This window comes from Cryobacterium sp. Hb1, from assembly GCF_004403585.1.
Taxonomy (GTDB): domain Bacteria; phylum Actinomycetota; class Actinomycetes; order Actinomycetales; family Microbacteriaceae; genus Cryobacterium; species Cryobacterium lyxosi.
Genome location: NZ_SOHI01000028.1, coordinates 382431 through 395716 on the forward strand (window position 1 = coordinate 382431; position 13286 = coordinate 395716).

Consider the following 13286-nt stretch of genomic DNA (forward strand, 5'->3'; position numbering starts at 1 on the left):
TCAGACACGGCCTGTAAACTTACGGCCTACTGATCATTCACGCGCGACCTGCGAGGCCCTGATGGAATTCACACTGTATTCGTCGTCATTCTGCGAGCCGTGCGTGCAAACGCGAGCGGTGCTCGCCGAGGCTAAGCGATTGGTCCCCGGGGCGACCGTGCGCGAAATCGATGTTGCTGGTGAGCCGGAGCAGGCCGAGGCGCTCCTCATTCGCAACACTCCCACGGTCATCATCACCAATGGTGCCGGCACGGAGGTTTTTCGTGCAGCCGGCGTTCCGACCCTGTCGCAGGTTCTCGTAGCAGCGGCCAAGGCGCTCTGACCGGGGGGTCTGTCACGGGTTCTCGTCGCATGTCGATCAGAGCGCTGCGAGCGCCAAGCCGCAGATCAGTATGCGCAGATCTGTATGCGCAGATCTGCCCTGTATTTTCCGCAGCACTTCTGGTCGGTCTTCGTCGGACCGGCCGAACCACAGGGGCACACACATGAGGTCACCCACCCGGCGCAACATGTTCGTCAGCATTGCGACGGTCATGGCCGCGTCGATGGCCCTGGTCGGTTGTTCCACCGGCTCGGGCACGACCGACGGGGAAGGTGGCACGGCGTTGACTGTTGGCCTGCTGGCCACGCCCGGAAACCTCGACTACACCACGACCGCCGGTGCGGCGATTCCGCAGGCCCTGCTCTACAACGTCTACGAGGGGCTGGTGAAACTCGACAACGACGGCACCATCATTCCCCTGCTCGCCAAATCCTGGACCGTCAGCGACGACGGACTGGTCTACGACTTTCTGCTGCGCGATGGAGTGACCTTCTCCGACGGTTCGCCATTCACTGCCGAGAGCGTCAAATTCAGCCTCGAACGCGTCAAGGACAACTGGACCGCCAACGGGCCCACCTACCTTGATCCGATCGCGAGTATTGAAGCCGTCAGCGATACCGAGTCACGCATCACCCTTTCGAAGTCGAGCAACAGCTGGCTCTTCAACATGAGCGGTCCGGTCGGCACGATGTTCACCGAATCCGGTATCGCTGACCTCGCCACCGCTCCGATTGGCACCGGACCGTACACGGTCAGCTCGTTCAAAGCCGGCGACAGCCTCGTGCTCGCCGCCAACGCCGACTATTGGGGCGAGGCGCCCTATATGAGCGACGTCACCCTGCGTTACTTCACGGATGCGACGGCGCAGACCAACGCGTTGTTCAGCGGCGATATCAACCTCATTTCAGGCATCTCGCAGTTTCAGCTCGTCGATCAGTTCAAGGCCAATTCCGACTTCCAGGTGCTTGAAGGCGCCAGTACCGGCGAGGTCACGCTGTCGATGAACAATGCCAGCGATGCGTTCAGCGACATTCGGGTTCGACAGGCGGTCATGTACGCCATCGACCGCCAAGCCATCATGGACACGGCGAACAGTGGTTACGGCCTGCTGATCGGATCCATGGTGCCACCGACCGACCCCTGGTATGACGAGAGCCTGGCCGATCTCTACCCGTACGACCCCGACACGGCCATCGAACTTCTCGACGAGGCTGGGGCAAGCGACCTGACCGTTGACTTCAAAATTCCCAACCTCCCCTACGCCGTGGCCGGCGCCCAGGTGGTGAAAGACCAGCTCGCCAAGGTGGGCATCACCGCCGACGTGACGACGCTTGAATTTCCCGCCATCTGGCTGGACGAGGTCTTCTCCGGCCACGACTACGACATGTCGCTCATCATGCACAGCGAACCGCGCGACGTGAGCGTCTTCGCCGCCGCCACCTATTACGCGGGCTACGACTCGCCCGCGGTGATGGCCAAATTCGTTGAAGCGGATGCCGCCGACCCGACCAGCTACACCGAACTGATGAAGGAAGCCACGCGGACCATGGCGGAGGAAGCCGCCGCCGATTGGCTCTACCTGCAACCGGCCATCTCGATCGCAGACGCCGATCTGCTCGGTGTACCGAGGAACACGCCGAGCCTCGCGTTGGACTTGTCGACGATCGCACGATAGGGCGGGAATAGCCGGAACGCGTACGGTTGTCGTTTGAACGATTGCGCGGCGCTCGTCAGTGTCGTGCCAACCGCGAATGTGTCAGAGGCGTGAATCAGTCAGAGGAAAGTGTCGCTATGGTCCTTGTGGTTCTGCGGCGCATTCTGGTGTTCGCCACCACCGTTGTCGTGGCGTCGATCGCAACGTTCCTGATGCTGTCGATTTTGCCCGGCAATGCCGCCCGCATCGCCCTGGGTGTGCAGGCAACCGAAGCGGATGTCGCGGCGCAGGCCACGGCCATGGGGCTCGACCGCCCCGCGGTCGTACGCTACCTGGACTGGTTCGGGCACGTACTCATCGGCGACTTCGGTGACTCTACGGTGTCGCGTCAGCCCATCGGCCCCGAAATAACGGATGCCCTCGGCATCACAGTGACCCTCGTGCTCACCAGCGTGGTGCTGGCACTGCTCTTCGCGATCCCGTTTGGAATCCTGACTGCAATGCGGCAGCGCAGACCCGACGGCGCCATTTTGTCGGGCATCAGCCTTATCGGCGTTGCCGTGCCCGGCTTTCTGGCCGGGATGCTGCTCGTCACGGTGTTCGCAGTGACGTTGCGCTGGCTGCCAGCGGGCGGCTGGGTCGACCCGGGCGAGGACTTCGGTGGATTCCTGGAACACCTGATTTTGCCGGCGATCGCCCTCGGGAGTGTGCAGGGCGCCGTACTCAGCCGCTACGTGCGCTCCTCGGTTTTGGAAGTGATGCGGGAAGACTTCATCCGAACCGCGAGGGCCAAGGGCCTCGGCGCGGGGCGGGCCCTGCTCCGTCACGGGCTGCGTAACGCGGCCGTTCCGGTGATGACCGTGCTCGGCCTGCAGATTGCCACTCTTCTGGTCGGTGCGGTCGTGATCGAGCGGGTCTTCAGCATTCCCGGCCTCGGCAGCTTGCTGCTCGACAAGGTCGCTCTTCGAGACTTGCCCGCCGTGCAGGGAATCGTGCTCGTGCTGGTCGTCTTCGTGCTGGTGCTGAACTTTCTCGTCGATCTCGCCTTCACGGTGATCGATCCCCGACTCCGGAGGGCTGGATGACCACCATCGATCCGCGGGTCGGCGCCCTCACCGGGCCACGCCCAGCACCGCGCCGCAGGAACGGCGGCGGCACGCTCTGGGCCGGCTGCGTGCTCATTGGACTCGTCGTGCTGGCCGCCGTCTTGTCGGCATTCTGGACCCCGTTCGACCCGGAGGGGGTCTTCCCGGATTCGATCCTGCGTTCACCGGATGCTGCGCATCTGCTGGGTACCGACAGCTTCGGGCGTGATGTGCTCAGTTCCATCCTGCGTGGCGCCCAGATCTCACTGCTCGTGGGCACGGTCGCGGTCGGGATCGCCGCGGTGCTCGGCGTGCCCTTCGGTATCGTGGCTGGCATGAATCCGGGCCGGCTCGACCAGTTCATGATGCGCGGCAATGACATTGCCCTCGCCTTTCCCGCCCTGCTGCTCGCGATCATTTTCGGCGCCATTTTCGGAGCCGGCACCGTCAGTGCGATGGTCGCGCTCGGTATCGGCACGGCACCCGCGTTCGCCCTCATCGCTCGCAGCGGAACCATGCAGATCATGAGCCGCGAGTACGTGCAGGCGGCCCGCGCCGCCGGCAAGAGCGGACTCTTCATCGGGGTGCGACACGTACTGCCCAATATCAGCGGCATGCTCATCGTGCAGGCGTCACTCTCCTTCGGCATCGCGGTTCTGGCCGAGGCAGCACTTTCCTATTTGGGGCTCGGCACGCCGCCACCCACACCGTCTTGGGGGCGCATGTTGCAGGATGCCCAGGGGTACCTGTTCATCGAGCCGTTGCTCATCGTCTGGCCGGGAATCGCCATCGCCATCGCTGTGCTCGGGTTCAACCTGCTCGGTGACGGCCTCCGCGATCGTTTCGACCCCAGAATGCAGGTGCAACGATGACCATGAGTGCGCCAACACCCACTCTCAGCGTGCGAGGCCTGCGGGTCGGTTCGCCCGTCACTGAGCTGCTGCACGGCATCAGTTTCGACATCGCGGCCGGTGAACGCGTCGGTCTGATCGGAGAGTCAGGGTCGGGAAAGTCGCTGACCGCGACAAGCGTCATGGGGCTGCTTCCGGAAACCCTGACCGCCACCGGCACTGTGCACCTGAACGGGGTCGCCGCCAACCTGCTCACCGCACCCGAACGCCGCCTGAACCAGTTGCGTGGCAACACCATGGCGATGGTGTTTCAGGAACCGATGACCGCCCTGAACCCGCTGATGCAGGTCGGAGCGCAGGTAGCCGAGATCATGACGGCGCACCATACCGAAAACGGTCGACGCCGTGCCCGGCAACGCGCCGTCGAACTTCTGGCCCTCGTCAAATTATCGAACCCCGCCGAGACTGCCCTCGCCCTTCCACATCAACTCTCCGGCGGACAGCGTCAACGGGTCATGCTGGCCATGGCCATGGCCAACGACCCCGAGCTACTGCTCTGCGACGAACCGACCACGGCGCTCGATGTGACGGTGCAAGCCGAGGTGCTGAAACTCATCGGCAACCTTGTCGCGGACCGTGGTACTGCGTTGCTGCTGATCACCCACGACATCGCGGTGGTCGCCGAGGTATGCCAGCGGGTTCTCGTGATGTACCAGGGCGAGATCGTCGAGGACGGGCCGGTCGGGCGCGTGCTGACCGCGCCGCAGCATCCGTATACGCAAAAACTGATCGCGGCCTCGGATCTCTCCTCGGTCGACGACCGGGGCCGGCTGCACACCATGCCCGTCATCGGCGCCCCGCGTGTGGCAGATTCCCGGCTCAGCCGCGTGCACACGGATGTCGCAGCCGTGCCGATCCTGCCGCCCCACCGCGCCGCTCACCAGCGTCTCGAATTGGGCGGCCCCCGGGTCATCTTCAACGAGGTGGCCGGGGCGCCCACCATTTCGGTACGTGACCTCAGCCGGCAGTATCGGCGACACAGCGGCGGCTTGTTCGCCCCGGCGCCGACCGTGCACGGTTTGCGTGACGTTTCCTTCGATATCGCCGCGGGGCAACGGTTTGGCATCGTGGGGGAGTCCGGTTCCGGCAAATCCACCCTCATGCGCATTCTCTGCGCCCTTGACCGGCCGACATCCGGTACGGTCGACGTGCTCGGCCAGCCGATCGGGGGAGCGTCCGAACGACAACTGCGCGACTTTCGCAGCCGGGTGCAGATCGTGTTCCAAGACCCGATGGGGTCGCTGGATCCGCGCATGCGCGTGCGCGACATCATCGCCGAACCTTTGCGCCACGTTGGTCGGGCCGAGGCGCTGGCCCGGGTGGAAGCCCAACTGGCGGCGGTCGGGCTCGACGCCGACGTGATGCACCGGTATCCGCACCAATTCTCCGGTGGTCAGCGGCAACGCATTTCCATTGCGCGGGCGCTCATCACGAGGCCGCGGGTTCTGGTGGCAGACGAGGCGGTCAGTGCACTGGATGTGTCGGTGCGTGCCCAGGTCTTGAACCTGCTCGCCGACCTGGTCGACGAGTACCAGCTCACCCTCGTGTTCGTCTCGCACGACCTCGCCGTCATTCGTCATGTCTGTGACACCGTGGCCGTCATCTCCGACGGACGCATCGTCGAATGCGGGCCGACCGCCGACGTCTACGACAGCCCGCTGCACCCGTATACGCAGCAGCTGGTCAGCGCGACGCCGTCGATGGACATGTTGGCCCGCCGCAGTGTCACGTCATCTTCGTCCGCATCACGTGCCCCATCAAAGAAGCCATGACCGACACCGCACCCATCGAATCATTGCCGGCCACCGAACTCATGGCGTGTCCCGGATTTTCGATCGTGGAGGCAGGCGCCGTTCCGCGCTGACACTCGAGCTGTAAGCGGTGGTGACCGGATCGCTGCCAGCGGCCTGTAACCTTGAATGGTCCCGCCCCCGTAGCTCAGTGGATAGAGCACCGGCCTTCTAATCCGATTGTCGTAGGTTCGATTCCTACCGGGGGCACCGAAAAAACCGTCTGACCACGGTTTCTTGTCCTCACCGAAGGGGCAAGACTTGATTCACTCAACGTTAAACCGAAGACGAATTCAACCGGTCGTCGCACCCCCCGCCATTTGTGAGGTGTTGTCCGTGTGGTCGAAGTATGAGTTGATGAAGGAACAGGCGCGGTTCTGGGTGAAGATGGCCCAAGGCTCGACGCTGACTGCAGCGTGTGATGCTGTGGGGGTGAATCGACGAACTGGACGGCGTTGGCGTCAAGCAACGGGTGGGCGGATCCCCCTTCCCGAGGCAGAGCGGTCGGGGCGGTTCTTGTCCTTGGAGGAGCGACTACGTCGCGCGGCATGCGGCTCTCCGCGACTCAAAACGCAATCCAATAGACACCGAGCGAACCCACTGCGAAGCGGGCGACCAGGAGCAAGACGATGACCGCTATTGCGATTGTCAGCCAGAGCCACCATCGGCGGCCGGTATTCGCGATGGCCAACGCGATGAGGATGGGAACGGAGAGATACATCACGGACACGACCAACAGGGGAGCGGTGAATCCAAGGGCAGATACGCCACTTACTGAGGCGATGACGGCCACGGCAGGGATCAAGGAAATGGCTGTGGTGATGGTTCCAATTACTCCGACCGCCCAAGCGAGCACGAATTGGATAGTGCGTGTGAGTCGCGGTTTCTCGGCGATCATGCGAGTTCGGATACAAGCAGTCGCGTGATCTCGGCTATCACTTCGTTGTTACCTTCCGCATGCGGGTTGTTGGTTCGAGTAAGGATGCACAGAATGAGGGGTTCAGCGTCCACTTGCCAGAGAATGCCAGCGTCGTTAACGATGCCAAAACTTCCTGCACCGGTCTTATCCGGGAGCTCGTATGCGCCGGTCAGCCCCGCGCGTGTACGGGTGGCGCAAGGGGGCACTTCAGTGCATTTCGGCCCGTTGCCGCAACCAGTCCATGGCCAAAGTGCTTGCGTTCAGAATTGAGACGTGGCCGTCTCGTGGTCGGGTCCAGAGTTCGGCCTTGGCAAGGTGCTCGAGGAGCCACTGGGAGTGGGAGGGTGGGACGATGCGGTCATCGCCACCGTGTGCGAGGAGTACGGGTGTCTGGATGCGTGACAGATCAACTCCCCATGGTTTCACGAAGGCGAGGTCGTCAGCGATCAGCCCCTCAGGGCCAGCTTCCATCGCGGCCCCGGCGTCGACTTTGAGTGATGTCCATTGGGTTTTTAGCGCGGCGTAGTCTCGCGAATTGAAACTGTCTTCATCAAAGTCGGAAGTTTGTTCAAACAGCACGCGAGCATCGTGTCCGCGTTGCGCCGCACGCAGGGACGGCCCGCCGCCGGCCATTCCGGCGAACCAGTTGAAGTCTGTCGTGAAGGGCGCGAGACTCGCAAACGTTGCTACGGCCCACACCCTGTCACCCAGAATCGCTGCGCAGGCGAGGGCGTGTGGCCCGCCCCCGGAAGCGCCCATGACGGCAATCTGGTCGATGCCCATCGCATTGATGAGTTGCTCGACGTCGGTTGCGGCGTTGGTGACGGTGCGACCGGGTTGAGCTGACGAGTCTCCGTAGCTTGGGCGTGCGTATGAGATCCAGCGGATGCCGCGCAGCGCCGCGGCTCGCAGGTGCGGTTCGAGGGCTGCTCCGGTTTGTGGCGAGCCGTGGTGCCAGACAACGGTTAGGGGAGCGTGAACACCGTTGCTGCTGTCGTGAACGTGCAGTGTTCGCCCGTCGGTCAGGGTGATCTGCATCAGCGTCTCGTTTCTGCCAGGCGTTTGCCCAGGTAGCGTTTCTCGGCCTCTGATGGGGCTAGTTGAAGTGCTTTCTCGTATTCGGTGGCGGCTTCGGTCCCTCGACCCATCCTGCGCAGCAGGTCGGCGCGTGTCGCCGGGAGTAGGTAGTAGTCCTCCATACCCCGAGAGGTTACGAGCGCGTCGATAAGGCATAGGCCGACTTCTGGTCCTTGGGACATGGCCACTGCGACCGCGCGATTGAGTTCCACGACCGGTGTGGGATCGATGAAGGCGAGAGCGTCGTACAGTTCAGCGATGCGCGCGAAGTTAGTGCTTGCAGCATCCGAAGCCTCGAGGTGGCAGGCAGCAATGCGGGCCTGCAGCTCATACCTACCTGCTCGCGGTACCAGCAACCGAAGGATGGTGAGGGCCTCGGTGATGGCATCCCGGTCCCACAGCGATCTGTCCTGCTCTTCGAGGGTGACGACGTCTCCGACAGCGTCGGTGCGAGCTGCGGTACGCGCATGATGCAGCAACATCAGGGCAAGGAGCGCGCGAACTTCACCGTCGTCGGGCATCAGCTCAACGAGCAGCCGGGTGAGCCGGATTGCTTCACGAAGGAGAGGAACTCGGATGAGATCCCCCCCGCCAGTAGCGGAGTACCCCTCGGTGAACAACAAGTACAGCACCGCCAGCACACCGTCTCGCCGTTCCGGCATGAGGTCGGGCGGTGGCACACGGTAAGGGATACCGGCGTGCCTGATCTTTGCCCTGGCACGCACGAGTCTTTTATCCATCGCCGGTTCGGTCACGAGAAAGGCACGCGCGATCTGCGCGGGAGTGAGGCCCGCTACCGTTCGTAGCGTCAGGGCAACGCGGGCATCGAGCGGAAGTGCGGGGTGGCAGCAGGTGAAAATGAGACGGAGCCGATCGTCGATATCTGCATTACTGTTTGGATCGGGCTCGACCGGTTCGTCTGCTTCGACGGCAACCCGCCGAAGCGCGCGGTCTTCGGCGCCAGCATGCCGAAGCAGGTCGATCGCCCGCCTCTTGGCTACCGTGGTCAGCCACGCGCCAGGATTGTCCGGAATGCCACCTTTGCGCCAGTCAGAAAGCGCCCTCACGAACGCATCCTGTGCACAATCCTCGGCAAGAGCGAAGTCGCCGGTCATCCGAATCACAGTGGAGACGATGCGCGCAGTTTCCTCGGCAGAGGCACGAGCGATAGCATCCGCTACTCGATCGGCCACATCGGCCTAATCTCGATCTGACCGAACTGGGCCATGGGATGCTTCGCCGCGATCTCAATCGCCGCGTCGAGGTCGCCGCACTCGATCACGTCGTATCCAGCGATCCACTCCGTCGTTTCAGCGAACGGCCCAGCAGTGACGCTGAGCCGTCCGCCACGCAGTTTTACCGTGGTCGCATCGTTCGCCGGTCGCAGTCGGTCGCCGTGACGTCTGGTGCCCTCATCAGTGGTTTCGGCTACCCATTCTTCGATGGTGTGGACTGGTGGTTCGGTCGTCGGCGCCGTCGAGTCTGTGCAGATGAATAGCATGTATTCCATAAGTTGGTCCTTTGCTTGTCGTTGTGTGAATTCGACGTACGGGATGAGCACCTCAGGACAGCGCGGCAAAACGCGGTGTCCTCATAGTCTTTCGCTATACGTCGCAGTAAGAAATACATCACTGAAGGAGTTCCTCTTGAAGTACATGATTTTGATCCACACGAGTGCAGCTAGCGAACTTGCCATCCGAAGCGAAGCCCTCGCTGAGTTCGAAGCCGCCCACGGCGCCGTAATCGGCGAGCTCTCCACCACCGGCGAGTTGATCGACACGCACGAGCTGGCAGTCCCCGGCGCGAAAGTGGTTCGCACTAACGGCGGTCTTTCTGTAACCGATGGACCATTCGCGGAAACCACCGAATGGGTGGGCGGGTACTACATCGTCGACGTCGCAAGCGAAGATCGCGCGATCGAGATTGCTGCACGTTTCGTTGAAGCCCGCTACGCGGCGGTCGAAGTGCGCGCCTTCGCTTTGCCGCCGCTGTAGCGACTTAAAATCGTTCAGTAGGAAGTCATCAAATCAGCCGGCCAGCGTGCGGACGTTGGCGAACATGCCGGCGGAGGTGATGGTCATCGCCTGTGGAGAGACCCTTTGGTTTCTCGTCTGGAAGTGGGAAGCCTCCGTGTTTAAAAGCAAGCAAACAAGAGCTTTCATCAGGTCCCACGCGCGCTGTAGCGGTCCTTGCGATCGGGGACAGCTCGTTAGGTCGTCGAATGAAATGTCATGAGGAACCTTGTCGATGAAACCAAGGATGATGGGCGCGGAACCCGGGAGGTGCGTCACGCGAGGTGGTTGTCCAGAGCCTCGAGCAGGCCCTGGGTGCCTTCCTTTCGGCCCGGCCCATCGGCCCAGAACTGGTCGAAGAAGACGCCGTCCCTATCGTGCAAAGTTAACGTGGATCGTGCCACTCTCGGCCACTTCCGTTGTTACCTTGTGGGTGAGGTCGAGGCTGGGCAGGTCGTCCCACAGTCGAGTGCCCCGGCCGAGGAGGATCGGGGCGACCATGAGATGCAAGTGATCGACCACGCTGGCGCGCAGGAAGTCGCGCGCGGTGCCGACTCCACCGCCGACGCGCACGTCCAGGCCGCCGGCAGCCTCGGTCGCCTCCGCGAGCACGTCCTCGATTGCGGCGTTGCGGAAGTGGAACGTTGTTCCGCCCTCCATCGGGATCGACGGACGCGGTGCGGTGTGGGTGAGGACGTAGACCGGGGTGCCGAACGGCGGCTGGCCACCCCACCAGCCTTTCCAGTGCGGATCGTCGGGAAACGAGTGCAGGCCGAACATGGTCGCGCCCATGATCTCGGCGCCGACGCCCTCGAAGAACGCGGCGGCGTAGGAGTCGTCGATGCCGGTCGTGCCGTTGCCGCTGGTGTCGTCGAAGACGCGCTCGTGGAAAGTGCGGGTCGCGGCGTAGGCCGCAGTGAGGCGCCCCCAGTCCTCACCCATCGGATTTTCGGGGGCGTGGTCGGTCGTCGAGGTGTAGCCGTCCAGCGAGATAAACAGGTCGATGCGAACGCGGGTCATGTCAGGTTTCCTTCGGGGTGGTGCGGGTCATGTGGATGCCGAGTCGGTCGGCTTGGTGTTCGGCGGGGGTTCGTTGCTCGCCGAGCCACAGGTGTAGGACGTCGAGGGCGCCCGGTCGCAGGCTCACGGTGCGGACTCGCCCATGCTTCTGTGACGTGACCAGTCCCGCGTTCTCGAGGACGCACAGGTTCTGCATGAGCGACGGCAACGCCATCGAGAACGGTGCCGCGAGTTCGGACACGACTGCTGGGGACTTCGCCAACCGTTCCACGACGGTCCGGCGCGTCGGATCCGCGAGAGCACGGAGCACGGCATCAAGCTCGTCGTGATACTTAGGCACATACCTGATTATTTTTGAAGGGCAGGGATTCGTCAACCGGCTGACGCCAGGAACGTGTCTGGCGTTTGAAGCTTCTCCGGAATTGATCGTTTAGCACCAGTGTCATTTTCCGTACTCGCCTGCACAAATCATCCACATCGACGTCGACCCTTGCTGCCGTCCTGTATGGGGAACGTTGAAGGGGACTTTCAGGAAATCACTGTGCGGAGCACCCGCACGCGTCCAAAGGAGTTTGCTGGTCGCCGCGACAAAATCAAATAGTTGAAGTCGCTAGTCTGATTGCGGCGAATGCTTGCAAGGGCCCCCGACAGGTGACCCTTTTGATGACCACCCGTTTCGGAGGCCAGTTAGCCGTGACAACGACAGATGTAGAGGCGCTGTACGCCGCTGAGCGCGACCGATTCGCGGAGGAACTCGCCGGTCTCGATGACGCATCCTGGCAGACGCCGACCCTGTGCCGAGGGTGGACAGTGCGCGACTTGTGTGTGCATTTGCTCATGCCCTACGAGCTAGGATTTGGCAGCTTCATTGTCGGTCTCGCGCAAGCGCGCTTCAGCTTCGACAAGTTCGCTTATCGCTGGGCCAGAACGGACCGACGAACTGGCGCCGAGCTGACGCGCTTGATCACGAAGACCAGTGTTGCCGGCTTCGCGGTTCCCGGCGCGGGAGAACTCGCCCCACTGGCACACCTGGCTATTCACTCCGGAGACGTTCGTCGGCCGCTCGGCCTTGCTGGTCGGATTTCCCCTGAAGCGGGCTGGATGGTGCTCCATGACCTGACGAGCGGCAGGCACTCGGTCGGTGACGATCTCCTTCGTGGACTGCGCTTCCAAGCCACGGATGCCGACTGGTCGCTGGGTGGAGGACCCGAAGTCAGTGGCGATGTCGCTACTCTCCTCAGCGCACTCAACGGCCGTCGTGCGGCCGCGGCTGACTTGGGGGGCGCCGGTGCAGACGAGTTCCGGTCCCGCTTGGGAAGGGTGAGTGGACGCTGATGCACGTCGAGCGAATCGGAATCCTGCACAAATGTTTGTTCGCGAGCGCCGGGATCAGCACGGAGGAAGTTTGGTCGTTGAGTTGATGGGCGATGTCGCACAGTATCGTGGCTTGATTTCGAACGTGGTCGATCAGGTTGGCCCTACCTGAGTGGGCGGCGATGATCCGGTCCAGGTTGCAGGAATCGAGAGAAATCCGGTTGTCGAAGCTGGGACGCGAGCCCGCAACGACTCCGAGCGCAACCGCCGCGATGGCGGCATCCACACTGAGGAGATGAGCCAATATCTGATCGGCGTTCCAACCCCCGTCACCATCTTCGCCGAGGTGCGCGAGTAGTACAACCGCTACTACAAGGCCCACCGTGACGAGGTAAACGCCCGTGCCGTCGCCGGGCGGGACGCGTACCCCGACCGCACGAAGCGGATCACTCGGCAGTGGGCTGAGCTCAACAAAGGGCGCCGGGCCGAGCTGCAGCGTAACCGGCGCAGCGATCCGGAGACGTATCAGTCCGAACTGGAGGCCAATGCTGCAGCGAGGCGGCTGAAGCGCAGCCTGAGCCGGGTCGGCCTGCCGCCGAAGCTTCTGCACGCGACGACCGCGGCCGAGCGCCGTGGCAACGAGCGTGAAGCGGATGCGTACTTCGGTGATCCGGAGCTGCCCGAGCACCTGCGCCAATTCACCGTATTGGCCGAATCGCTGACCGCGCACATGCGCAAGAACGGTGTTCGCATGCGCGAGTTCGCCGAAGCCTACGGGGAAGCTAGAGCACGCATGGGGCTCCCTCCGGTTTCGGTGGAGACCATCGTCTATGCCCGCGCGGTCGAATTCGTCACAGAGCGGATGCGCCGGGTCGACCTACTGACCGGCCGCGACGTCGCAGCGGCCGGTCGCGCCACGAAGGCCATGGTTCAGCGCGAGGAGCGGCAGCAGCAGTTCGAGCGACTCATAAGAACAGTCGTGACCCATGCGCACCGCAACAGTGCACGGTTTCGCGTCGACGCGGAGATGGATAACCAGGCTAGGGCTCATCGGGGAAAGCCTCGTGTGCCCGTCGAGTCACTTGCGGATGCTCAGTCTTGTGCTCACCATGTGTGGCACGGTTCGGCTAGTTGCGCCAGGGTGGTTCGGGGCTGGGGGTGTTGGCGCGGTGGGTGTGGGCG

The 13286-nt window shown here is 63.0% G+C and carries 16 protein-coding genes and 1 tRNA gene; 10 read left to right on the forward strand and 7 right to left on the reverse strand.

Annotated elements, in window-relative coordinates; all coding sequences use genetic code 11:
- Positions 1-61 precede the first annotated feature (61 nt).
- The 7 genes from E3T38_RS12860 to E3T38_RS17545 all read left to right on the forward strand — a co-directional run bounded on the left by E3T38_RS12860 (position 62) and on the right by E3T38_RS17545 (position 6395).
- Complete coding sequence (locus tag E3T38_RS12860) at positions 62-322, forward strand: thioredoxin family protein (RefSeq protein ID WP_134548516.1); 261 nt, start codon at positions 62-64, stop codon at positions 320-322.
- A 163-nt stretch (positions 323-485) separates the two neighbouring features.
- Positions 486-1997 carry an ABC transporter substrate-binding protein gene (locus tag E3T38_RS12865; protein ID WP_198417348.1) on the forward strand — a complete coding sequence of 504 codons (1512 nt, stop codon included), beginning with the start codon at positions 486-488 and terminating at the stop codon, positions 1995-1997.
- A gap of 116 nt (positions 1998-2113) precedes the next feature.
- Positions 2114-3061, forward strand: coding sequence for an ABC transporter permease (locus tag E3T38_RS12870; protein WP_134548517.1), 948 nt, complete (start codon positions 2114-2116; stop codon positions 3059-3061).
- Complete coding sequence (locus E3T38_RS12875) at positions 3058-3933, forward strand: ABC transporter permease (protein ID WP_134548518.1); 876 nt, start codon at positions 3058-3060, stop codon at positions 3931-3933. Before E3T38_RS12870 ends, E3T38_RS12875 begins: the two co-directional genes overlap by 4 nt.
- Before the next feature lie 2 nt (positions 3934-3935).
- On the forward strand, positions 3936-5744 hold the full coding sequence (locus E3T38_RS12880) for an ABC transporter ATP-binding protein (RefSeq protein WP_166805512.1): 1809 nt from the start codon (positions 3936-3938) through the stop codon (positions 5742-5744).
- Positions 5745-5899: 155 nt separating this feature from the next.
- Positions 5900-5972 (forward strand) — tRNA-Arg (locus tag E3T38_RS12885).
- A 177-nt stretch (positions 5973-6149) separates the two neighbouring features.
- Complete coding sequence (locus tag E3T38_RS17545; RefSeq protein WP_370449033.1) at positions 6150-6395, forward strand: helix-turn-helix domain-containing protein; 246 nt, start codon at positions 6150-6152, stop codon at positions 6393-6395.
- Here the strand turns inward: E3T38_RS17545 and E3T38_RS12890 are convergent.
- The 4 genes from E3T38_RS12890 to E3T38_RS12905 form a co-directional block, all read right to left on the reverse strand.
- On the reverse strand, positions 6328-6618 hold the full coding sequence (locus E3T38_RS12890; RefSeq protein ID WP_166805513.1) for a hypothetical protein: 291 nt from the start codon (positions 6616-6618) through the stop codon (positions 6328-6330). The genes E3T38_RS17545 and E3T38_RS12890 overlap by 68 nt on opposite strands.
- A gap of 270 nt (positions 6619-6888) precedes the next feature.
- Positions 6889-7719, reverse strand: a complete 831-nt coding sequence (locus E3T38_RS12895; protein WP_134548521.1) for an alpha/beta fold hydrolase — start codon at positions 7717-7719, stop codon at positions 6889-6891.
- Positions 7719-8951, reverse strand: coding sequence for an RNA polymerase sigma factor (locus E3T38_RS12900; RefSeq protein WP_241984458.1), 1233 nt, complete (start codon positions 8949-8951; stop codon positions 7719-7721). The genes E3T38_RS12895 and E3T38_RS12900 overlap by 1 nt, the downstream gene beginning before the upstream one ends.
- Positions 8936-9268: a YciI family protein gene (locus E3T38_RS12905; RefSeq protein WP_134548522.1), complete on the reverse strand. Its 333-nt coding sequence runs from the start codon at positions 9266-9268 to the stop codon at positions 8936-8938. Before E3T38_RS12905 ends, E3T38_RS12900 begins: the two co-directional genes overlap by 16 nt.
- A 145-nt stretch (positions 9269-9413) precedes the next feature.
- Here E3T38_RS12905 and E3T38_RS16775 point away from each other — a divergent pair, with 145 nt between their 5' ends.
- Positions 9414-9752, forward strand: coding sequence for a YciI family protein (locus E3T38_RS16775; protein WP_241984474.1), 339 nt, complete (start codon positions 9414-9416; stop codon positions 9750-9752).
- 390 nt (positions 9753-10142) lie between these two features.
- Here E3T38_RS16775 and E3T38_RS12920 read toward each other — a convergent pair whose 3' ends face one another.
- Positions 10143-10790, reverse strand: coding sequence for a dihydrofolate reductase family protein (locus E3T38_RS12920; RefSeq protein WP_134548524.1), 648 nt, complete (start codon positions 10788-10790; stop codon positions 10143-10145).
- Position 10791: 1 nt separating this feature from the next.
- A complete protein-coding gene (locus E3T38_RS12925; RefSeq protein WP_134548525.1) occupies positions 10792-11130 on the reverse strand; it encodes a helix-turn-helix transcriptional regulator in 339 nt (112 codons plus the stop codon).
- 353 nt (positions 11131-11483) lie between these two features.
- Between E3T38_RS12925 and E3T38_RS12930 the strand changes: the two genes are divergently transcribed.
- Both E3T38_RS12930 and E3T38_RS12935 read left to right on the forward strand, forming a co-directional pair.
- The gene (locus tag E3T38_RS12930; RefSeq protein ID WP_166805515.1) at positions 11484-12125 is read left to right on the forward strand and encodes a maleylpyruvate isomerase family mycothiol-dependent enzyme; all 642 of its coding nucleotides are present in this window, start codon (positions 11484-11486) and stop codon (positions 12123-12125) included.
- Positions 12126-12276: 151 nt separating this feature from the next.
- Entirely contained in the window at positions 12277-12462 is a 186-nt protein-coding gene (locus E3T38_RS12935) for a hypothetical protein (RefSeq protein WP_134548527.1), read from the forward strand.
- 519 nt (positions 12463-12981) lie between these two features.
- Here E3T38_RS12935 and E3T38_RS16780 read toward each other — a convergent pair.
- Positions 12982-13155 (reverse strand): hypothetical protein, encoded by a 174-nt coding sequence (locus tag E3T38_RS16780; RefSeq protein WP_166805516.1) that lies wholly within the window; start codon positions 13153-13155, stop codon positions 12982-12984.
- Positions 13156-13286: the final 131 nt, after the last annotated feature.

What these genes read in the sequence shown, in the direction of transcription:
- E3T38_RS12860 (WP_134548516.1), top strand. Translation starts at nt 62, where the DNA reads ATGGAATTCACACTGTATTCGTCGTCATTCTGCGAGCCGTGCGTGCAA.
- E3T38_RS12880 (WP_166805512.1), top strand. Translation starts at nt 3,936, where the DNA reads ATGAGTGCGCCAACACCCACTCTCAGCGTGCGAGGCCTGCGGGTCGGT.
- E3T38_RS12905 (WP_134548522.1), bottom strand. Translation starts at nt 9,268, where the DNA reads ATGGAATACATGCTATTCATCTGCACAGACTCGACGGCGCCGACGACC.
- E3T38_RS12870 (WP_134548517.1), top strand. Translation starts at nt 2,114, where the DNA reads ATGGTCCTTGTGGTTCTGCGGCGCATTCTGGTGTTCGCCACCACCGTT.
- E3T38_RS12920 (WP_134548524.1), bottom strand. Translation starts at nt 10,790, where the DNA reads ATGACCCGCGTTCGCATCGACCTGTTTATCTCGCTGGACGGCTACACC.
- E3T38_RS17545 (WP_370449033.1), top strand. Translation starts at nt 6,150, where the DNA reads ATGGCCCAAGGCTCGACGCTGACTGCAGCGTGTGATGCTGTGGGGGTG.
- E3T38_RS12895 (WP_134548521.1), bottom strand. Translation starts at nt 7,719, where the DNA reads ATGCAGATCACCCTGACCGACGGGCGAACACTGCACGTTCACGACAGC.
- E3T38_RS12865 (WP_198417348.1), top strand. Translation starts at nt 486, where the DNA reads ATGAGGTCACCCACCCGGCGCAACATGTTCGTCAGCATTGCGACGGTC.
- E3T38_RS16775 (WP_241984474.1), top strand. Translation starts at nt 9,414, where the DNA reads ATGATTTTGATCCACACGAGTGCAGCTAGCGAACTTGCCATCCGAAGC.
- E3T38_RS16780 (WP_166805516.1), bottom strand. Translation starts at nt 13,155, where the DNA reads ATGAGCCCTAGCCTGGTTATCCATCTCCGCGTCGACGCGAAACCGTGC.
- E3T38_RS12875 (WP_134548518.1), top strand. Translation starts at nt 3,058, where the DNA reads ATGACCACCATCGATCCGCGGGTCGGCGCCCTCACCGGGCCACGCCCA.